The 21072-nt window shown below is 66.7% G+C and carries 18 protein-coding genes; 9 read left to right on the top strand and 9 right to left on the bottom strand.

The annotated features are described in order from the left end of the window. Positions 1 to 3: 3 nt before the first annotated feature. The 5 genes from Q0Q02_RS04410 to Q0Q02_RS04430 form a co-directional block, all read right to left on the bottom strand. Positions 4 to 1116 (bottom strand): ABC transporter substrate-binding protein, encoded by a 1113-nt coding sequence (locus tag Q0Q02_RS04410; RefSeq protein WP_293807240.1) that lies wholly within the window; start codon positions 1114 to 1116, stop codon positions 4 to 6. Continuing rightward, positions 1113 to 1952, bottom strand: coding sequence for an alpha/beta hydrolase-fold protein (locus Q0Q02_RS04415; protein ID WP_293807242.1), 840 nt, complete (start codon positions 1950 to 1952; stop codon positions 1113 to 1115). Before Q0Q02_RS04415 ends, Q0Q02_RS04410 begins: the two co-directional genes overlap by 4 nt. Before the next feature lie 8 nt (positions 1953 to 1960). Next, positions 1961 to 3352 carry a TonB-dependent siderophore receptor gene (locus Q0Q02_RS04420; RefSeq protein ID WP_293807341.1) on the bottom strand — a complete coding sequence of 464 codons (1392 nt, stop codon included), beginning with the start codon at positions 3350 to 3352 and terminating at the stop codon, positions 1961 to 1963. Continuing rightward, on the bottom strand, positions 3346 to 3918 hold the full coding sequence (locus tag Q0Q02_RS04425; protein ID WP_293807244.1) for a hypothetical protein: 573 nt from the start codon (positions 3916 to 3918) through the stop codon (positions 3346 to 3348). The genes Q0Q02_RS04420 and Q0Q02_RS04425 overlap by 7 nt, the downstream gene beginning before the upstream one ends. A gap of 122 nt (positions 3919 to 4040) precedes the next feature. After that, positions 4041 to 4619 carry a cupin domain-containing protein gene (locus Q0Q02_RS04430; protein ID WP_293807246.1) on the bottom strand — a complete coding sequence of 193 codons (579 nt, stop codon included), beginning with the start codon at positions 4617 to 4619 and terminating at the stop codon, positions 4041 to 4043. A gap of 325 nt (positions 4620 to 4944) precedes the next feature. Here Q0Q02_RS04430 and Q0Q02_RS04435 point away from each other — a divergent pair, with 325 nt between their 5' ends. From Q0Q02_RS04435 to Q0Q02_RS04465, 7 genes are all read left to right on the top strand, one after another. Then, on the top strand, positions 4945 to 6591 hold the full coding sequence (locus tag Q0Q02_RS04435; RefSeq protein WP_293807248.1) for an amidohydrolase: 1647 nt from the start codon (positions 4945 to 4947) through the stop codon (positions 6589 to 6591). A 15-nt stretch (positions 6592 to 6606) separates the two neighbouring features. Next, positions 6607 to 7548 (top strand): ABC transporter permease, encoded by a 942-nt coding sequence (locus Q0Q02_RS04440; protein WP_293807250.1) that lies wholly within the window; start codon positions 6607 to 6609, stop codon positions 7546 to 7548. Between the two features lie 11 nt (positions 7549 to 7559). Beyond that, a complete protein-coding gene (locus Q0Q02_RS04445; protein WP_293807252.1) occupies positions 7560 to 8471 on the top strand; it encodes an ABC transporter permease in 912 nt (303 codons plus the stop codon). Positions 8472 to 8523: 52 nt separating this feature from the next. After that, on the top strand, positions 8524 to 10104 hold the full coding sequence (locus Q0Q02_RS04450) for an ABC transporter substrate-binding protein (protein WP_293807254.1): 1581 nt from the start codon (positions 8524 to 8526) through the stop codon (positions 10102 to 10104). Between the two features lie 228 nt (positions 10105 to 10332). Beyond that, positions 10333 to 11766: an amidohydrolase family protein gene (locus tag Q0Q02_RS04455; protein ID WP_293807256.1), complete on the top strand. Its 1434-nt coding sequence runs from the start codon at positions 10333 to 10335 to the stop codon at positions 11764 to 11766. Between the two features lie 318 nt (positions 11767 to 12084). After that, complete coding sequence (locus tag Q0Q02_RS04460) at positions 12085 to 12261, top strand: hypothetical protein (RefSeq protein ID WP_156367053.1); 177 nt, start codon at positions 12085 to 12087, stop codon at positions 12259 to 12261. A gap of 31 nt (positions 12262 to 12292) precedes the next feature. Then, positions 12293 to 12889 (top strand): SCO family protein, encoded by a 597-nt coding sequence (locus Q0Q02_RS04465; protein WP_293807260.1) that lies wholly within the window; start codon positions 12293 to 12295, stop codon positions 12887 to 12889. On the opposite strand, the gene Q0Q02_RS04470 is transcribed toward Q0Q02_RS04465, so the two are convergent. From Q0Q02_RS04470 to Q0Q02_RS04480, 3 genes are all read right to left on the bottom strand, one after another. After that, positions 12834 to 14717, bottom strand: coding sequence for a glycosyltransferase family 2 protein (locus tag Q0Q02_RS04470; protein ID WP_293807261.1), 1884 nt, complete (start codon positions 14715 to 14717; stop codon positions 12834 to 12836). The two genes, Q0Q02_RS04465 and Q0Q02_RS04470, sit on opposite strands and share 56 nt — an antisense overlap. Before the next feature lie 156 nt (positions 14718 to 14873). Then, positions 14874 to 16091, bottom strand: a complete 1218-nt coding sequence (trpB, locus tag Q0Q02_RS04475; RefSeq protein WP_293807263.1) for a tryptophan synthase subunit beta — start codon at positions 16089 to 16091, stop codon at positions 14874 to 14876. Further along, positions 16088 to 16771, bottom strand: a complete 684-nt coding sequence (locus Q0Q02_RS04480) for a phosphoribosylanthranilate isomerase (protein WP_293807265.1) — start codon at positions 16769 to 16771, stop codon at positions 16088 to 16090. The genes trpB and Q0Q02_RS04480 overlap by 4 nt, the downstream gene beginning before the upstream one ends. A gap of 68 nt (positions 16772 to 16839) precedes the next feature. Between Q0Q02_RS04480 and Q0Q02_RS04485 the strand changes: the two genes are divergently transcribed. Together Q0Q02_RS04485 and typA are read left to right on the top strand one after the other, a co-directional pair. Further along, positions 16840 to 18171 carry a TAXI family TRAP transporter solute-binding subunit gene (locus Q0Q02_RS04485; RefSeq protein WP_293807267.1) on the top strand — a complete coding sequence of 444 codons (1332 nt, stop codon included), beginning with the start codon at positions 16840 to 16842 and terminating at the stop codon, positions 18169 to 18171. A 154-nt stretch (positions 18172 to 18325) separates the two neighbouring features. After that, entirely contained in the window at positions 18326 to 20149 is a 1824-nt protein-coding gene (typA, locus tag Q0Q02_RS04490) for a translational GTPase TypA (protein ID WP_293807269.1), read from the top strand. Between the two features lie 46 nt (positions 20150 to 20195). Here typA and Q0Q02_RS04495 read toward each other — a convergent pair whose 3' ends face one another. Next, positions 20196 to 21035 (bottom strand): universal stress protein, encoded by an 840-nt coding sequence (locus Q0Q02_RS04495; RefSeq protein ID WP_293807271.1) that lies wholly within the window; start codon positions 21033 to 21035, stop codon positions 20196 to 20198. Between the last annotated feature and the right edge of the window lie 37 nt (positions 21036 to 21072).

Genomic DNA, 21072 nt, shown 5'->3' on the forward strand with positions numbered 1-21072 from the left:
CCGTCAAGGCTTGGGCGGCGCTGCGATCCACAGCGTTCCGTCGAGCGGGATCGCCGAGAAGCGGGCGCCCTCGGCAAGCGTCGCGGCGGGGTCGATATCGGCGAAGCGCTCCGGGTGGAGCCATTTCGCCAGCGCCTCGATCGCGACGACATGCAGTGGGGTATCGTTGAACAGGTGCCAGAAGCCGAAGGCGCGCCGCTTTCCGATCGCGCTGAGCGTGCCGAGCGAGGGCGTGGCGAGGAGCTTGGCGAAGCTGGCGGCGGCATCCGTCTCGCTCACCCCGAGGCCGAGCACGAGCCCGCCGAGCTTGGCGAGATGCGTGCCGCCGGTCGCGAGATAGACATCCGGGTCGGCGCCGATGAGCTGTTCGAGGCCGATCTGTCCGGTCGCGCCCGGCAGCATCGCGGCGGCGATATTGCGCCCGCCGGCGGCCTGGATGAATTCGTTGAACGTGCCCCGCCCGGCCGTCATGCAGCAATCGTAGCCGCCGGCATGGGCATGGATGAAGACGGAGGGGCGCCTCGCGTCCGCGACCCGGCTCGCGATCCGCTTCATGTGTTCCTCGTAGAAGGCGATCAATCGATCGGCCTGCTCCTGCTGGCCGATGAGGAAGCCGAGCGTTCTGAGGCTCGGCACGGTGTCGCGCAGCGGCTCCAGGTAGAAATCGACGACCGCGACGGCGATGCCCGCCGCTTCCAGCTTCTCGACGAGCTCGCCGGGGCCGCGGCGCGTGCCGGCGAGCGATTTGCTGAGCACGACGAGATCGGGGCTAAGCGCGATCGCCCGTTCCAGTGAGAAGCCGGCAGCCGTCCCGCCGTCGCCGACGAGGGGAAGTGCATTGATGGCCGGGAAGCGCGTCCGGTAGCGGGCGAGCCCATCGGGGTTCTGGCGTTCGAGATCGCTGCCCCAGCCGGCCAGGATGCTGACGGGATCGGGATGGATCAGGCCGAGCGCGTTGAGCTGGCGGCCCTGCGCCAGCACGATGCGCTTTGCCGGCGCCTGAAGCTTGACGGTGCGGCCGAGGATATCGGTCGCGACAACCGGAGAGGAGGCCATGGCCGGCAGCACCGGCAGGCTCAAGCCGCCCAGGATCAGCGAGCGTCTATCGATCATCATGCGGCGGCAGCCCTGTCATGGGCCGTGCCGGCGAGCGTGAAGGCCACGGTGCGCGAAAGCATCGATGGGATCACCGAGACATGGTTCTCGTGAGGGAATTCGGTGAAGCTGCAGGCGACGCGGCCCGAAGCAGCCAGGCGCTCGGCCATCTCGGCAGCGTTGTCGCACATCCGCGCCCGTACAAGCCGTTCGGCCCGCTGCGGCGTGACGGCGAGGGGCGGGGCCTGCTCGTGGCTGCCGACCGTGATCAGCAATCGTCCGGCCGAAGCCGAAGCGCCGTGCCGGAACGTTTCCTCGCTCGCGAGAATGGCGCGATCTTGCCACCAGATCGACGGGCTGCCCGCGACATGGGCCTCGAACAGGCCGGGCCGGGTGAACAGCGTGTGCAGGACGAAGAGCCCGCCATAGGAATGGCCGGCGAGCGCGCGCCTTGCCGGGTCGAGCGGCGCGATCTGGGCGACGGTCGGCAGCACCTCCTCCACGATCATGTCGAGGAACCGGTCGGCTCCATCAGGCACGGGCAGGAGGTCGCGCTGGCGTCGCTCGGCATCGAAGGGGCGTCCGTCGGGATAGCCGATGCCGATCACGACGGCAGGGCCGACGCAGGTCGCTTCGGGGCGTTGCGCCTGCAGGCGGGCGGTAGTGGCAGCCACCGGGAACAGGGCGTGGCCATCGACGAGCAGCAGGCTCGGGAAGCCGCGTGCCGGAGCAGGGCCCTCCGGCACGGAGATCAGCAGCCGGTAGCGCGAGCCGTCCCGCGCCTCGAAGCCGCGCTGTCGGGCCTGCGGCAGGGTAACGGGGGCGAGGTCTGGATCGGGAGGACTGCTCGGCTGCATCGGCGCGCTCACCAGCGATAGGACAGCGTCGCCAGCACGGTGCGGCGCAGGCCGAAGGAGCATTGCGTCGTGCCGTAGCAGCCGGAGATATACTCCTTGTCGAACAGGCTCTGGGCGTTGACCTGGAGCTTCCAGCCTTTGAGCGCCGGGCTGGCCGCACCGAACTCGTAGCTGATCGCGGCATCGACCAGCGTGTAGTCCGATGTGGAGAAGGTGTTGCCGGGATCGCCCGCGCCGCCGCCGATATAGCGCACGCCAGCGCCGAGTCCGAGACCGGAGAGCACGCCCGCCCGGAAGGTGTAATGCGCCCAGAGCGACGCCGTGTGCCGCGGCACGACTGCCGGGCGCTTGTGGAGGTCGGCGCCGTTGCTCTTGGTCACCTCGGCGTCGGTATAGGCATAGGCCGCGACGAGATCGAGATTGTCGTAGACACTGGCGCGGGCCTCGACCTCCACGCCGCGGGCGCGGATCTCGCCGGTTTGGATCTGGAAGGTCGGGTTGGCGAGGTCGGTCGTCGTGACGTTGCTCTGGGTCAGCTGGTAGACCGAGGCCTGCAGGAAGGCATTGGTGCCCGGCAATTCGTATTTGAAGCCGGCCTCGTATTGCTCGCCCTCGGTCGGCTTGAACGGGGTGCCGCCGAAGGCCGTGCCGGCTACCGGCTCGAACGAGGTCGAGTAGCTGGCATAGGGCGCGAAGCCGTTGTCGAAATTGTACATCAGCGCGACGCGGCCGGTGCGGGCCGTGTCGTCCTGCTTGGTCAAGACGCCGGTGGTGAGCGCGCGGGTGCGGGCCTCGGCCTGGTCGAAGCGGCCGCCGACGAGCAGCGAGAGCCGGTCGAGCTTGATCTGGTCCTGCAGATAGACGCCGTATTGCGCGGTCGTCTGGGTGGTGCCCGGCACGGCCGGCAGGATGAAGGGCAGGCGGCCGTAGACCGGATTGGTGAAATCGAGCGACTGCACGGTGCCCCCGGCGCCGGTGAAGGCCTTGGCGTCGGTCCAGTAGCCGTCGATGCCGAACAGCACCTTGTGCGTCAGCGGGCCGGTGCGGAAATCGGCCTGCAACTGGTTGTCGATGCCGGCGGTGCGGGCATGCTCGTTCGAGATGGTGGCGCGGCGCGTCAGCGTCTTCTGGTCGGCCGCGATGCCGGCGACCGCGACGGTGCGGTTGCGCGAATCGAGATCGGAGAGGCGGACGTTCTGGCGGAAGGAGAAGATGTCGTTGAAGCGATGCTCGAAGCTGTAGCCGACATTGGTCTGGTTGCGGCTATAGCCCTCGAAATTCGGCTCGCCCGGGAAGAAGTTGCTGCGGATGCGGCCGGCGCGGCTCGGCTGAACGGTGCCGACAGCCGGGATGAAGCCGTAGAAGCCGGTTTCCGGATCGCGCTGGAACGAGGTCAGCAGGGTGAAGCTCGTCGCGCGGTATGGACCTGCTCGCGCAAGCGTGGGCTGAGCCGGGCCGGGCGGACGGGGCGCTCTCCGAGCATCCGGTCCAGCACCAGCGCGCCGAGTTCCAGCGCCTCGCCGACCGGGCATTCCGCCATCTGCAATGCCAGTGAGCGGATCGGCGCATCGGCGGGCCCCACCCAGAAGCCGGCATCGTCGGAGCAGGCGAGGCGCGCCGCCTTTGCCACATCCGGCCCGAACTCGCGCGCGACGAAATCGAAATCGAACTGCATCAGCGCGCAGCGCAAGGCGCCGTCGGCAAGTCCGGTGCGCTGCTGGGTATGTTCGCCGCCATTGGCGGCGACGAGGACAGTGGGGCCGTCCAACAGCACGGCCGGGCGGTCATCGAGCTCCAGCGCCTGCCGGCCTTCGAGCATGACCGCGACCTTCAAGCCGAGCCGCATCGGGCCGACGATCCGCTCGCCTTCCTGGATCAGGAAGGTGCCGGCCGAGAGCGAGAGATTGCGCGAGAACAGCTCCAGGCTCGTGGCCGATTTGGGGGTGGAGCTGGAACCGATCTGCATCTCGACCTCTGGAAAGGAGCGAAGCTCTATCCGAGGCGCTGATAAAAATCAAATAATATCAATAGTTTAAATGGATTCTAAGGTTATGAGGCAAGGTGGCGCACACTTGGGGCGCGCCACCTTCAGAGATAAGGCGGGGTGCAGGCGCTGACGACGATGCAGCGTTCCGTCCCGATATTGCGGTAGCGATGCGGGATGCGGCTGTCGAAGAGATAGGCATCGCCGGGCTTCAGCACCTTGATCTGATCGCCGACGGTGATCTCGAGCTCGCCGGCCAGCACCACCCCGCCTTCATGGGAGTCATGCTTGAGCATGGCGGCGCCGGTGTCGGCGCCGGGGTCGTAGGATTCGTGCAGGATCTGCAGGTTGTGGGCCTGCGCGTCCCCGACCTGGCGGAAGGACATCTGGCCCCGGCTCTCGCCGCCATTGACCTGATGCAGGCGCGAGGTCAGGTCGAGCAGGTCCGAGGCCTCGAAGAACACCTTGTCGCGCGGTGTCCGTTCCTCGTCAAAAAAACTCACCATGGTCATCGGGATGCCGTCGAGGATCTTGCGCAGCGACGCGACCGACGGGCTGTTGCGATTCTGCTCGATCAGCGAGATCAGGCTATGGGTCACGCCCGAGCGTGCCGCGAGTTCGCGCTGGGAAAGTCCGGCCGCAAGCCTGATTTCCTTCAGCCTGCCGCCGACGTCAAAGCTCATGGTTGTTCCGTTCCCCCATCCTGCGCGCCTTGTCGTTCCTGCGCGTCATGCAGGGGCCGCCTGCTCGACGGCCCTTGCCATGTTCAATATTCTGAGCAATGCTGCCAGAAAGCCAATAAGAAAATAGTGTCATGGGGAAACGGTGGAGTGGAATAGTTTTCGCGTTCAAAGCACACCGTCCAGACTAAAAACCCCATTCGATACGATAGGGCTGCCTGCATGCGCGTTATCGCGTGCCTGGCACGGGAGATGCTTGCCGAAGGCTACCGCCTCGCCAATGCCTCGCGGCGAGAATTCAACAGGGAAAGCAGGATAATCCGGGCCGATGACGCAAGCCGAGACTGTTTTGTTGAATGGCCGCATCTTCTGCGGTTTGGCGGAAGGCTTCGTGGAAGCCCTGGCGATCGGAGATGGCAAGGTGTTGGCCGTCGGTTCGGCGGCCGAGATCGCCGCCTTGCAGGGGCCTGCGACGAAGGTCGTCGACCTCGCCGGTCGCGTCGCCATTCCCGGTCTCAACGACGCGCATATGCATCTGCTGCCGCTCGGTCTCGCCATGAGCGAGGTCAATCTGCGCCCGGAGGAGGGCGTCAACAGCATCGACGAAATCCTGCGCCGCATCGCGGCCGCGGTGAAGGGCAAGAAGCCCGGCGAATGGGTCACCGGCCGCGGCTACGACCATAACGAGCTGGCCGAAGCCCGCCATCCGACGGCTGAGGAACTCGACTGCGTCGCGCCCGACAATCCCGTCTATATCAAGCGCACCTGCGGCCATGTCGGCGTCGTCAACAGCCGCGCCATGGCGGCGGCCGGCATCGGCCACAACACGCCGAGCCCCGATGGCGGCCTGATCGAGCGTCGCGACAACAAGCTGACCGGCCTGCTGGCCGAGAGCGCCATGCGCCTGATCGTCGAGGCGATGCCGCGCCCGAGCGCTGCCGAACTCAAGGCCGCGATCGAGAAGGCCGGGCACTATATGCTCGCGCAGGGCTTCACCAGCGTGATGGATGCCGGCGTCGGCATGGGCGCCGGCATGGCCGAGATCGAAGCCTATGAGGAGGTCGCGCGCACTGGGTCGCTGCCGGTCCGCACCTGGGTCTGCATCTATGGCAATGCCGATGGCATCGGCGATGAGGCCTATGCGGCTGGCTACCGCTTCGGTCGCGAGACCGGCCTGCTGCGCTACGGCGCGATGAAGGTCTTCGGCGACGGTAGTGCCGGTGGTCTGACCGCCGCGATGAGCGAGCCCTACCGCGTTGGCGATCCCGATAATCGCGGCATCTTCATCTATTCCGATGCCGACATGCATCGCTATCTCCGGCACTACCACGAACTCGGCTACCAGCTCGCGATCCACGCGATCGGCGACGCCGCGATCGAGCAGGTGCTCTCCGGCATGGAAAAGGCCGACAGCCCCGAACATCCGATCAAGGGTCGCCGCCACCGCATCGAACATTGCGGCTTCCTGACCGATGGCCAGCTTGTCCGCATGGCCGCCGCCGGCATCGATCCGGTGCCGCAGCCGGCCTTCATCTACGAGTTCGGCGATCTCTACGTGATCAATCTCGGCGAAGAACGCGCCGGTGCCTCCTACCCGATGCGCAAATGGCTCGATGGCGGCCTCCACGCCGCGGCGAGCTCGGATGCGCCGGTCTGCGCCACCGACCCGTTCAAGAACCTCTTCACCATGGTCACCCGTCAGACCAAGCGCCATACAGAGATCGGTGGCGCCGAGAAGCTGAGCATGGAAGAGGCGGTCCACGCCTATACCTTGCTCGGCGCCTATACCCAGTTCGCCGAGGACAAGCTCGGCCGGTTGGTGCCGGGCCAGCTCGCCGATATCGCCGTGCTCTCGCACGACATCTTCGCGATTCCCGTCGAGAAGGTCGAGAACGAGGTGCGCTGCGATCTGACCCTGCTCGGCGGCGAAGTCGTCTTCGACCGGCACGGCCAACTCGCGGCCGCCGCGCAATAGGCCGGGACCTCCGCGATGCTCAAACATACGCTGCAAAGGCTGCTGCTGGTTCTGCCGGTGATGCTCGGCGTGTTGCTGATCGGCTTCCTGCTCATGCAGGTCGTGCCGACCGACCCCGCCCAGGTCCGCGCCGGCCCGACCGCGACGCAGGACGTGGTCGAGGCGATCCGCCAGGAACTCGGGTTGAACCAACCCCTCTGGAAGCAGTTCGCGATCTATATCGGGCGCCTTGCGCAGGGCGATCTCGGCGTCTCCATCATCAACAACGTCCCGGTGACGCAGGAACTCGGCAACACCATCGGCCCGACGCTGGAATTGATGCTGGCTTCGCTGGTCTGGGCGATCCCGCTCGGCATGTTCCTCGGCACCGTCGGCGCCTATTACCGGGGCTCGCTGATCGACCGCGCGATCATGGCGGTTTCGGTTGCCGGCGTTTCGCTGCCGGTCTTCTTCCTCGGCCTCGGGCTGATCTGGCTCTTCGGCTTCTATTATCCGATCCTGCCCTTCACCGGCCGCACCGGCCCGCTCTGGACCTGGGAGGGCATCCAGGGGATCATCCTGCCGGCGATCACGCTGGGCGGCGTCTTCGTCGGCCCGGTCGCGCGCATGACCCGCACCTCGGTGCTCGACGAGCTCGGCGCCGACCATGTCCGCACCGCCCGCGCCAAGGGGCTCGGCGAGGCCACGGTCGTGCTGCGCCACACCCTGCGCAATGCGCTGGTCCCGGTCGTGACGCTGATCGGCCTGCAGATCGGCTTCCTGCTCGGCGGCGCCGTCGTCACCGAGACCGTGTTCTCGTGGCCGGGCATCGGTCGGCTCGCGGTCGGTGCCATCCTGTCGAGCGACCTGCCGATGGCGCAGGGCACGATCATCATGCTCTCGCTCGGCTTCATCCTGGTCAATCTCGCGGTGGACGTCCTCTATGCCGTGCTCGATCCACGCGTGAGGGGCACCTGATGAGCTCCCCCATGAAGCTCGAACGCAACGCGTTCCAGTCCGGCGCCAAGACGGTCGAAGCGGCCGTGAGTGTCGCCGCCGCCACGCCCGTGCGCCGCAAGACCGTGCTCCGGATGCTGATCTCCGATGTCGGTTCCTGCATCGCGCTGGCGCTCGTCGTCCTCGCCGTGCTCGGCGCGGTCTTCGCGCCCTGGCTCGCTCCGACCGATCCTTTCGGCAACGACCTCGCCAACACGCTGAAGCCGCCGGGTGAGGGGAGTTTGCTCGGCACGGACGGGCAGGGCCGCGATATGATCACGCGCCTGCTCTACGGCCTGCGCACGACCTTGTTGATGGGGTCTGCCTCGGTCGTTTTCGGTTGTGCGATCGGCGGCGTCATCGGCTTCGCCGCCGCCTATTATCCGAAATTGTCCGGCGTGCTGATGCGCTTCATGGACATCCTCCTGTCCTTCCCCGCGATCCTGTTCGGCCTCGCCATCGCCGCGATCTTCGGACCCGGATTGCCGGCGGTGATCATCGCGCTCTCGATTGCGACCGTGCCGCTGATGGCGCGCGTCGTGCGCGGCTCGGCGCTGGTCGTTCTGCAGCAGGGCTATATCGAGGCGGCACGCTCGCTGGGCTTGAGCGACCTGCGCATCATCCTGCGCTATGTCCTGCCGAACTGCCTCTCGGCAATCTTCGTCTTCGTCACCTTGCGCTTCGGCCAGGTCATCCTGCTCGGCGCGGCCCTGTCCTTCCTGGGGCTGGGCGCCCAGCCGCCGACGGCCGAACTCGGGGCGATGGCGGCGGACGGCCGCAACTTCCTGTTCTTCGCCCCGCATGTCTCGGTCCTGCCGAGCCTGGTGATCTTCGCGGTGGTGCTCGCCTTCAACGTGCTTGGCGACTCCCTGCGGGACGCCCTCGATCCCAAGCTGCGCAAATAGCGCTGATATCAACCAAGAAGCGTCAAAAAAGGGGACTTGCTCGATGTTCAGATTGTCAACTCTGCTTCTCGCCGGCGCCGCGGCCGCGACCTTCGCGGCCGCGCCCGCTATCGCCCAGCAGAAGGCGCCACTCTCGATCCTGCGCGTCATCGATGCCGACAACTACGACCCGATCCGGACCACCGCGACCGCGGCCGCCGAGGTCATGTACATGCTGGCCGACACGCTGGTGACGGTCGATTTCGACATGAAGACGATCAAGCCCGGCCTCGCCGAGAGCTGGACGATCTCGCCGGATGGGACGACCTACAGCTTCAAGATCCGCAAGGATGTGAAGTTCTGCGACGGCCGTCCGATGACGATCGACGACGTCGTCTACTCGCTGAAGCGCTGGACCGACCCGGCCAACAAGTCGCCGGTCTCCTTCCGCGGCGGCCCGGTCAAGGACATCCGCGCCGACGGCGATTCCACGCTGATCTACGAGCTGAAGGAACCCTATAGCGACCTGATGTTCCAGCTCGCTCTGTCCTTCGCCTCGGTGGTCGACAAGGCGACCGTCGAGAAGCTCGGGCCGAATTTCGGCGTTCAGGGCTTCAACGGCACCGGCCCGTATTGCTGGTCGAAATGGACCCCGCGCCAGGAGCTCGTGCTCAAGAAGAACCCGCATTACAGCTGGGGTCCGCCGATCTACAAGGACCCGAAGCCGCAGATCGACGAGATCGTCTGGAAGATCATTCCAGAGACGAACACGCTGATGGCGGCGATCCAGGCCAAGCAGGCCGACGTGACCTATTACATGCCCTATATCGCGCTCGACACCATGCAGCGCATCCCCGGCATGACGGTGCAGCGGCAAGAGAACTACATCTACGACGTCTTCATGGGCTTCAAGGTCGACAAGCCTGTGTCGAATGACAAGGCGATCCGGCAGGCCGCGAACATGGCGACCAACAAGGAGGCGATCGCCAAGGCAATCTTCTTCGGCAAGGGGCAGACCCTGCCCTCGCTGCTCAATCCGGCAGTGGTCGATTACGACAAGTCCTCGGCCGACAAGATGCCGAAATATGACCCGGCCGGTGCTGCCAAGCTGCTCGATGAAGCCGGCTGGAAGCCGGGCGCCGACGGCATCCGCGAGAAGGATGGCCAGAAGGCGAGCTTCACCGTCTACGGCATCCGCAACAGCGACAACCCGCGCATCTCGGAGGCCATGCAGGCGGATCTGCGCAAGGTCGGCATCGACATGAAGATCCAGCTCTGGGACGCGACCGTCGCCTGGGGCAAGCTGGCGACGCAGGAATTCGACGCCTTCCTGATGTCCTATCCTTACGTGACCGCGACGGAGGCAATGAGCCTCTACTTCCGCAGCCAGCAGGCTCCGACCCCGAACCGGATGAACTGGAAGAACCCCAAGACGGACGAGTTGCTCAAGGCCGCATCGATGGCCACAGATGCAGACAAGCGCAAGCAAGTGCTGGCCGAGGTCCAGACCCAGCTCACCGAGGCGAATGTCTGGGTGCCGCTGGTCTCGCAACCGCTTTGGGTTGTCGCGACCGACCGGGTCGAAGGCGCGCGCGCTCACGGTCTGTACGGAGCGGGCCTCTACAAGGGGCTCGACCTCAAGCTGAAGCGCTGAGCTTCTCCAGTGCCGCGTGGCCTCAAGCCACGCGGCACTTTTTCTATGTCTGATTGCTCCAGCCTGGTGACTTTTCTCGGAACCACGGCGTCATCCCGGACAAGCTGCGAAGCGGCGTCGATCCGGGATCCATCGTAGAGCCCCGGAGCCCTCCGATGGATCCCGGGACAGGCCCGGGATGACGCCGTGGTTCCGAGAAAGACCACCAAGAAGGAGGAAACAAAGATCATGACGATCACGGTCATCAAGAATGCCGAAGTCGTTGTCGCCTGGGATGCGGAAGCCTCCCGGCATGTCTATCTGCACGGAGCCGATGTCGCCTTCGAGGACGGCACGCTGCGCCATGTCGGGCCGCGCTACGAAGGCCAGGCCGACGAGACCGTCGACGGCAGCGGGCGCATGGTCATGCCGGGCCTCGTCAACATCCATTCGCATCCCTCGAGCGAGCCGCTGAACAAGGGCTTCCTCGACGAGCTGGGCTCGCCCGCGCTCTACAATTCCTCGCTTTACGAGTTCATGCCGATCCTGCGCGCCGATGCCGAGGCGGTGCCGGATTGCGTGCAGGTCGCCTATTCCGAGCTGCTGCTCTCCGGCGTCACCACGTTGGCCGATCTCTCGGTCGCCCATCCCGGCTGGATCGATCTCGCCGCCAATAGCGGCCTGCGCGTCTGCGTCTCGCCGATGTTCCGTTCGGCCCGCTGGTACACGAAGAACGGCCATGTCGTTGAATACGAGTGGGACGAGAAGGCCGGCGCCGCTGCCATGGAGACCGCCTTCGACGTCATCGAGCAGGCGCAGAAACACCCGTCCGGCCGGCTCTTCGGCATGGTCTGCCCGGCCCAGATCGATACCTGCAGCGAGGGCCTGATCAAGGACAGCCATGCCGAAGCGAAGCGTCGCGGCCTGCCCTGGCAGATCCATGCCGCCCAGTCGACGGTCGAGTTCCACGAGATCACCCGCCGCCATGGCGTGACGCCGATCCAGTGGCTGGAGAAGCTCGGCGTGCTCGGCTCGACCAGCATCGTCGGCCACGGCATCTTCCTCGACGACTACCCGCGCGTCGGCTGGCACAGCCGCCGCGATCTCGCGCTGCTGGCCGAGACCGACACGATGGTCGCCCATTGCCCGACGGTCTTCATGCGCCGCGGCATCGCGCTCGACGATTTCGGCCGCTATCGCCGCGCCGGTGTCCGCATCGGCATGGGCACCGACACCTATCCGCACAACATGCTCGAGGAGATGCGCCATGTCGGCTATGTCGCCCGCATGATGGCGGAGAACCCGCGCACGCTGACCACGACCGATATCTTCGAGGCCGCGACCACGGCGGGCGCCGCTGCGCTCGGCCGCAACGACATCGGCCGGCTGGAAGCGGGCTGCAAGGCCGACCTCGTGATGGTCGACCTCACGCATCCGATGATGCAGCCGCGCCGCGATCCCGTACGCAGCATGGTCTATGCCGCGGCCGAGCGCGCCGTCGACCGCGTCTATGTCGACGGCAGGCTCGTCGTCCGCGACGGCACCGTCCTGACCATGGACTATCCGGCTGCCGCGCTGCGCCTCCATGAGGGCCAGAAGCGGACGGAAGCCGCCGCGCCCGGCAATGACTGGGTCAAGCGTCCGGTGACGGATTACTCCCCGCTGACCTTCCCGGTGAAGTAAGCGGAGCCTCCGCCGTCATGCTCGGGCTTGACCCGAGCATCTCATCAAGGAGAAGCTGCTCCAGTTCGTCATGCTCGCCCTTGTGGCGAGCATCCACGTCTTGAACACCGCATGGCGTTGCTGAAGACGTGGATGGTCGGGACAAGCCCGACCATGACGGCATATGTCGTGTTCATGGATTTCTCGCCGCTTCGCGAAGGCCCGGAATGACGCCGAGATTCGAGAACGATCCGCGCCCAGAGCCCATTGCTGCATCGTGAGCCCCCTGCGTCACGCCGCCCGCTTTCGGACGGCGCGATCCGGCGCTAGGTTGTGCCCATGTCGCAGGCAGATGAGACAACGCAGACGGAGGCCGGCTCTTCGAGTCGGCTGGGCCTCATGCTGATCGGCGGAGGCTTCTTCGCCCTGTTCCTCACCGGCCTGCTGCTCTGGTGGCGCGAAGGCGACCGGCTCTTCACCGACGGTCTGATCGCCGCCATCGTCGCATGCTTCTAGCGGCTGCTGCCGCCTGCCCGGGAATGCCTCCGTGAACCGCCGTCTCATCCTGCCCCTCGTCGTCTTCCTGGCCGGCGCGCTCGCGCTCGCTGCGGCTGCGATCCTGACCTTCTCGCCCGGCCGCCAGAGCGGCGGCAGCGGCACGGCGAGCGTCGGCGGCCCCTTCACGCTGACGACGCAGGAGGGCAAGCCGCTCTCCGACACCGATCTGAAGGGCTCGCCCTTCCTGGTCTTCTTCGGCTTCACCCATTGTCCGGACATCTGCCCGACCAAGCTCTTCGAGATCTCGGAGGCGTTGCGCGCGGCTGGCGACGGCGCCAAGGCGAAGAGCCTCAAGGCTCTGTTCATCACGGTCGATCCCGAGCGCGATACGCCGGACGCGATGAAGAGCTATCTCGGCTCCTTCGATCCGCGCATCGTCGGCCTGAGCGGCGACCGGCCCGCCATCGACGCCGTCATCAAGGCCTATCGCGCCTATGCCAAGAAGGTGCCGTTGAAGGACGGCGACTACACCATGGACCATACGGCCCTGGTCTATCTGATGGGCAAGGACGGGAATTTCGTCGGCGCCTTCAATATCGAGCAGTCTCCGGCGCAGGCGGCAGCGGAATGGCTGCGTCACTCGTAACCGGCTGAACAGGCGCGCGCCGGCGCGCCAGTCCATGCTCGGTCTTGTTCCAGACGAAGCGGCGGTTGAAGTAGTCGTAGAGCGCCATCCAGGCGGCCACCGAGACCAGCGCGTAATAGAGCGGCAACAGCGGCACGAGCAGCAGCAGGCCCGGCGAGCCCCGGCGCAGCGCGCCGACGATCGGCGGCACGAACAGCGCGACGCTGCCGAGCATCCAGACCCCGAGCGCGATGATCGAGGTCAGGGTTGCGGCGGTGCCGACCGGCGCGAAGAGCGAGCCGTCCCAACAGGCGATCAGGGCGGCGATGGCGAAGGCGGGATAGCCGAGCGCCGTCGCGACAGTGCCGAAAACCAGCGAGAGGAAGGCGAGGGTCGCGGCAAGGCCGGCCTCGCGCAGCAGCCGCAGGGGCGCGCGCGAATGCGTTACCAGCGTCTGGATATAGCCCTTGATCCAGCGCGAGCGCTGCTTCAGCCAGGCTGGGACGGTAACCGGCGCTTCTTCGTGGGTGTTCGAGGGCAGGTCGCCGATGCGATAGCCGGCACGTACCAGCCTGAAGCCGAGATCGGCATCCTCCGTCACGTTCCAGGCGTCCCAACCGCCCACAGTGCGTAGCGCCTCGGTCCGGAAATGGTTCGAGGTCCCGCCCAGCATGATCGGCAGCTGGAATTGCAGCAGGCCGGGATTCAGCACTTCGAACAGCCCGGCATATTCGAGTGCGAACAGGCCGGGCAGCACACCCTCCTCGGCATGGTCGATCATGAGCCGCGCCTGCAGGCAGCCGAGATCCTTCGGGCCGCCGAGGAAGCGCGCCGCCGCCATCCGCAATTGCTGCGGGTCGGGAATGTCTTCAGCATCGAAGATGGTGAAGAGCGAGCCGCGCGCTTCGAGCAGCGCGAGGTTGAGTGCGCGTGGCTTGGTGCGCGGAACGCCGGGTGGGACGACGGTCACGGAGAAATGCGGCGGCAGCGCCATTTGCGCCAACGCGTTGCGCATGCCGGTGTCGTCGGCCTCGATCAGCAGGCGAATATCGAGCTTGGCTGCGGGATAGTCGAGCGCGCCGAGCGCATCCGTCAATTGCCGGAGCACGGCAAGCTCCCGATAGAGCGGCACCGCGACGGTGTAGACGGGCAGGCGGGCATCGTCGATCCGCCAGCGATGGCTGCGCCAGAGATCGGGAGCCGAACGCTCGATCGACGCCGCCAGCCGCAGCAGGATCAGGCCGAGGAAGAGCGGGCCGAGCAGGAGTGAAAGCCCGAAGAAGGTCTCAAACGGTGCGAAGACGCCGCCGAGTGCGGCGGCAGTTGCCCCGCCCCCTGCAGCGATGATCTGGCCACGACTGGCGCCGGTGCGGGCGCTGTCGCGTGCGAGCCCGACAGGGTCGAGCCCGGCTGCCTGCTCCGCCAGGGTTTCGGCATTGCTCTGGCGCAAGGCGGCGGCGAAGCGGCGCGGGGTCGTCACCGCGATATCGTCGCGGTTGCGCGGCCCGGCTTCCAGCATCCGCCGCAGCGCCGGTCCCTCGGGCGCGAGGATGAAGCGGAAGCGCCTGTCGTCGACGGTCGGCGCGATGCCCTGGCGCAGGATCGCATCATGGCCGCCGCCCGGCCGCAGAGGCGGTGGCTGCGGCACGAAGGCGAGCCCCATCTCGGCGGCAAGCGCGCGGCAGAAGCCGGCCTCGTCGATCAGGCCGAGCGCGATCGCCTCGCGGACCGGCTCGGTACGGTTGCGCCGGGATCTCTCGGCCGCGCGGGCGAGAAGGGAGGGCGCCAGGCCGTGCCGCGTCAGGAAGGCGAGTTCGATCGGCAGGCCTGCCGAGGCAGGCCCGGACACATCCGGACTGTCGTCGTTACCGCTGCCCCCCACTGGCCCCGGTCCCGCCCCACGCAACGATGCCCGGTGCGGAGGCACCGGCAACAACCCATGGTTGCTGTTGACGCTACGGAAGTCGAGGGGCCGCGCCTAGAACTTTGGACGAGGCCGGCGGCGTCAGCGCGCCGCCAGGATCTCCGCGACCTGCGGGATGTCCTTGTCGCCGCGGCCGGAGAGATTGACCACCATCAGATGGTCCTTCGGCTTCTGCGGGGCGAGCTCGGCGACGCGGGCGAGCGCATGCGCGGACTCCAGCGCTGGAATAATACCTTCCAACCTTGAGATGAGCTGGAACGCCTCCAGCGCCTCCTCGTCCGTGGCGGAGAGATAGGTCGCCCGGCCGACATCGTGCAGCCAGGAATGCTCCGGGCCGATGCCGGGATAGTCGAGCCCGGCCGAGATCGAATGGGCATCCTTGATCTGCCCGTCATCGTCCATCAGCAGGAAGGTGCGGTTGCCGTGCAGCACGCCGGGGCGCCCGCCCGTGAGCGATGCCGCATGCAGCCCGCTCGGAATGCCGTGGCCGGCCGCCTCTACGCCGTAAATCTCGACGGACGGATCGTCGAGGAAGGGGTGGAACAGGCCCATGGCGTTCGAGCCGCCGCCGATGCAGGCGATCAGCGAATCCGGCAGGCGGCCCTCGGCCTCCTGCATCTGCTCGCGCGTCTCCTTGCCGATGATCGACTGGAAATCGCGCACCATCGCCGGATAGGGATGCGGGCCCGCAACCGTGCCGATGCAGTAGAAGGTCGTCGCGACATTGGTCACCCAGTCGCGCAGCGCCTCGTTCATCGCGTCCTTCAGCGTCTTGGTGCCGGATTCGACCGGCACGACCTTGGCGCCGAGCATCTGCATGCGGAAGACGTTCGGGGCCTGCCGGGCGACGTCGACCGCGCCCATATAGACGATGCATTCCAGGCCGTAGCGGGCGCAGAGCGTCGCGGTCGCGACACCGTGCTGACCGGCGCCGGTCTCGGCGATGATGCGCCTCTTGCCCATGCGCCGCGCCAGCAGAATCTGGCCGAGCACATTGTTCACCTTGTGGGAGCCGGTGTGGTTCAGCTCCTCGCGCTTCAGATAGATCTTGGCGCCGTTGAAATGCTCGGTCAGACGCTCGGCGAGATAGAGCGGCGAGGGCCGGCCGACATAGTGCTTCAGCCCGCTGGTCATTTCGGCGTGATAGGCCGGGTCGGCCTTGGCGGCTTTGTAGGCCTCTTCCAGCTCGAGGATCAGCGGCATCAGCGTCTCGGCGACGAAGCGGCCGCCGAACAGGCCGAAGCGGCCGTTCTCGTCGGGGCCGTTGCGATAGCTGTTCGGGGTCGAGGGGGCGTTCATGCCGTCAAACCTTCTTGCAGTGCCGCCCCGGCCTTGCGGGCCGATGCGATGAATTTCGCGATCCGCGCGGGATCCTTGATCCCCGGCGCGCTTTCGACGCCCGAGGAGACATCGACGCCCGCCGGCCGCGTGATGCCGATGGCCTCGGCAACATTCGCCGGATCGAGCCCGCCCGATAGCATGAAGCGCTGCGAAGGGTCGAGACTGGCGAGCAGGCCCCAGTCGAAGGGTCTGCCATGCCCGCCGGGGAAGGCCGCATCCTTCGGCGGCTTGGCATCGAGCAGGATGAGATCGGCGGCATCGCGATAGCCCGCGACGGCTCTGAGGTCTTCCGCCGTCGCGATACCGAGCGCCTTCATCACCGGCCGGGCGACGGCGCGGCGCAGCGCTGCGGTCTGTTCCGGTGTCTCGCGGCCATGGAACTGGAACCAGTCGGGGTTCAGCGCTTCCGCGAGCTCCGCCGCCTCCGGCTCGCTCCAGTCGACGACGAGCGCGACGATCTCCGTCTTGCCGCGCGCGATCGCCGCCAATTCCCTGGCGCGCTCCAGCGTCACGTAGCGCGGGCTCTTCGGGTGGAAATTGAGTCCGATCATGTCGGCCCCGGCCGCAAGCGCGGCCTCCAGCGTCTCAGGCGTCGAGAGACCGCAGATCTTGATCAGGAAGGGCGAACCGATGGACATGGCCCGGCGTTTAGCACGGTCCGTTCGCGGGCGCATGCCGTACTTGCGACATGATGACGAAGGAAGCCATGTTCGGACAAGGCGAAGAGGGGGACGGGTTGATCCGGCTGGGCATGGGCAGACGCGGGCTGACGATGATGGCGGGCCTGCTCGCCATCTCCGGCCTCGTTGCGGCCACGTTCTACTATATCAACCAGCCCCGAACCTTGCGCCTCGCCGTCGGGCCGCTCGGCTCCGAGGATGCCCGCATGGCGGCAGCCTTCGTGCAGGGTCTCAACCGCGACAAGGCTTCCGTGCGCCTGCGCCTCGTCCTGACCGAAGGTTCCGAAGACAGCGCCAAGAAGATCGATGCAGGCCAGGCCGATCTCGCCATGTTGCGCGCCGACATCGCCATGCCCTCGACGGCGGACACGGTCCTGATCACGCGGCGGACCTTTCCGTTCTTCATCACCACGGCGGAGACCGCGATCGGACGCATCGCCGACCTGCGTGGCCGGAAGATCGGTGTCGGCCGCAATCCGGCCGGCAATGCCGCGCTGCTGAAGCGCGTGCTGGCGCAGTACGAGGTCCGGCCCGAGGAGGTCGAGATCGTCGGCCTGAGCCAGGAAGAGATCGTGCCGGCGGCAAAGGAGAAGCGCATCGATGTCTTCTTCTCGATCAATGCGGTCGGCTCCCACGCCAATAATGACAGTCTGCGCCGTCTGCGCGAAGCCTGGGGCAACGATCCTGTCCTGATCCCGGTTCGCGAGGCCGACGCGCTCGCCGCGCATTACCGCGCGATCGAATCCGGCGAGATCGTGCGCGGCGCGCTCGGCGGCGATCCACCCCGCCCGGCCGAGAGCCAGCCGACCATCTCGATCACCTCGCGTCTCGTCGCGGCGCAGAGCCTCGACGACAATCTTGTCGGTGAACTGACCAAGGACATCCTCGGCCTGCGCCTGACGCTGGCCTCGGAACTGCCGGCGGTGCAGGCGCTCGAGACGCCCTCGACCGACAAGGATGCTCCCTTGCCGGTCCATTCCGGCGCGGCCGCCTATATCGACGGTGAGCAGGAGAGCTTCTTCGACCGCTACGGCGACTGGTTCTATATCGGCGCCATGGCGCTCTCGGCCGTGGGCACGGGCGGCGCCGCGCTGCTCGGCCGCGAAAGCGCCAACCGGCGCCGGCGCGCCATGTCGGGCCTCGACGAGTTGCTGGAGCTGCTCGCCGTCATCCGCTCCTGCGAGGACGAGACGGAATTGATGCGTCTCGGCCAGGAAGCCGACCAGATCCTGACGCGCGTGCTGGCGGACTATGCCAAGGGCGATCTCGACGTGGCCGCGCTCGCCGCCTACCGCCTCGCCATCGATCAGGTCGGCCGGGCCGTCGCCGAAAGGCAGCGGGCGCTGGCGGAAGCCTGAGCCTATTTACTTTTCGGCAGCCTCGGCGGTTGCCGAAAAGCCCGCCAGCGTTTATGTGCAGCGCAACGAATTCCAGATTCACGTGAAACAGGCTGCGCCGGCGGGGCATCGCTCCAGACCGGCTCGTGGCCTTGAAAGCAAGGCCCAGACCCGCATGTCCATGCGCAACATCGCCATCATCGCGCACGTCGACCATGGCAAGACGACCCTCGTCGACAAGCTCCTGCAGCAGTCCGGCGCCTTCCGCGAGAACCAGCGCGTCGCCGAGCGCGTGATGGATTCGAACGATCTCGAGAAGGAGCGCGGCATCACCATCCTGGCCAAGGCGACCTCGGTCGTCTGGAAGGACACGCGCATCAACATCGTCGACACCCCCGGCCACGCCGATTTCGGCGGCGAGGTCGAGCGCATCCTGAACATGGTCGACTCCGCCATCGTGCTGGTCGACGCCGCCGAAGGCCCGATGCCGCAGACCAAGTTCGTGGTCTCGAAGGCGCTGAAGCTCGGCCTTCGTCCGATCGTCGCGATCAACAAGGTCGACAAGCCCGACGCCCGCACCACCGAGGTCATCAACGAGGTCTTCGACCTCTTCGCCGCGCTCGATGCCACCGATGAGCAGCTCGACTTCCCGATCCTCTACGGCTCGGGCAAGCAGGGCTGGATGGCGCACTCGCCGGAAGGTCCGCAGGACCAGGGCCTCGCGCCCATGTACGACCTCATCCTCAAGCACGTCCCGGCCCCGGCGGTCGAGGACGGCCCGTTCCGCATGATCGGCACGCTGCTGGAGGCCAATCCCTATCTCGGCCGCATCATCACCGGCCGCGTCACTTCCGGTACGGCGAAGCCGAACCAGACCATCAAGGTGCTCTCGGGCGACGGCACGACGGTCGAGACCGGCCGCATCTCGAAGATTCTCGCCTTCCGCGGCATCGAGCGCCAGCCGATCGAGGAGGCCGTCGCCGGCGATATCGTCTCGATCGCCGGCCTGGTGAAGGGCACCGTCGCCGACACCTTCTGCGACCCGGCCGTCACCGACCCGATCAAGGCCCAGCCGATCGATCCGCCGACGGTGTCGATGACCTTCTCGGTCAACGATTCCCCGCTCGCCGGCACCGAAGGCGACAAGGTCACGACCCGCGTCATCCGCGACCGCCTGTTCAAGGAGGCCGAGGGCAATGTCGCGCTGAAGATCGAGGAAGCCACCGATAAGGACAGCTACATCGTCTCCGGCCGTGGCGAATTGCAGCTCGCGATCCTGATCGAGACGATGCGCCGCGAGGGCTTTGAGCTCGGCGTCTCGCGTCCGCGCGTCGTGCTGAAGCGCGATGAGGCCGGCCAGCTCCTGGAGCCGATCGAGGAAGTCGTGATCGACGTCGACGAGGAGCATTCCGGCGTCGTCGTGCAGAAGATGGCCGAGCGCAAGGCCGACATGCTGGAGATGCGCCCGTCCGGCGGCAATCGCCTGCGCCTCGTCTTCCATGCGCCGACCCGTGGCCTCATCGGCTATCAGGGCGAGCTGCTGACCGATACGCGCGGTACCGCGATCATGAACCGGCTCTTCCACGCCTATCTGCCCTATAAGGGCGAGATCGCCGGCCGCCGCAACGGCGTGCTGATCGCGATGGAGACCGGCGAGGCTGTCGCCTACGCGCTGTGGAACCTCGAAGATCGCGGCCCGATGATGATCGAGCCGGGCTGGAAGGTCTATCAGGGCATGATCGTCGGCGAGCACACCCGCGAGAACGATCTCGAGGTGAACGTGCTCAAGGGCAAGAAGCTCACCAACATCCGCACGACGTCGAAGGACGAGGCGGTGCGCCTGACTCCGCCGATCCGGATGACGCTGGAGCGTTCGCTGGCCTGGATCGACGATGACGAGCTCGTCGAGGTCACCCCGAAGTCGATCCGCCTGCGCAAGGGCATCCTCGACCCGAACGAGCGCAAGCGCTCGCAGAAGCAGAAGGCCGAAGTGGCCTGAGGAATTGGGCCGCCATATTTGGCGGCCCTCTTCATTTCGGCCTGGCTCAGCGGCTCATCAGCAGCGGCAGCGGCGTCGATTTCAGCAGCGATTGCGTGACGCCGCCGAGCAGCCATTCGCGCAGCCGCGAGTGCTTGTAAGCGCCGCAGACGATCAGATCGGCACCGAAATCCGTTGCGGCCTGCCGGATCGTCTCGGCTACGTCATTCTTTCCGCTCAGCGCGACGTTTCGAACGGTTACGGAAGCGCCGTGCCGGGCCAGATGCGGCGCCAGTTCCGCCCCGGCGACGAAGCGCGACAGATCCTTCTCGCCGGTGACGGAGAGAATCTCGACCTCGGCGCCTTTCAGGAACGGCCGGACTTCCGCCACCGTGCGGGCCGCCCCCGCGCTCCCGTCCCAGGCGATCAGGATGCGCCCGGCCGCGAAGGTCTCGCAGCCCGGCGGCACGATGATCACCGGCCGGCCGCTGTCGAACAGCGCGGCTTCGATCAGGCCGCGGTCGCGCTCGGCGGCATCCTTCTCCAGATCGAGCACGCTGAGGTCGTGGACGCGGGCTTGGGCGACGAGCCGGTCGCTGAGCTCGGCATAGACCAGTTGCGGCGTCTCGATCGTGCTGGTCACGCCGGCCAGGCCGGCGCTGGTCTTGGCGAGTTCGGCGAAACGTTCGGCCAGAACGCCGATGCGTCGGTTCTCGGCGTGGACGAAGGCGACGCCGAAGTCTCCGATCAGCGAGGCCGGGATCGCGTAGCGCATCGCCGCGGCCTGGATTGTCAGATGCGCGCCCGCTTGCTGCGCGAGCGACAGGGCATAGCCGAGCGCGGATTCGCGCTCGCCCTGGCCTTCTTCGGTATAGGCGGTGAAGATGCTCTTGATTGACGGGGCCATCGAGATCTCCGGTGGTTCGCAATGTCCAGGACATAGG

Source organism: uncultured Allobosea sp. (assembly GCF_945956895.1).
GTDB lineage: Bacteria > Pseudomonadota > Alphaproteobacteria > Rhizobiales > Beijerinckiaceae > Allobosea.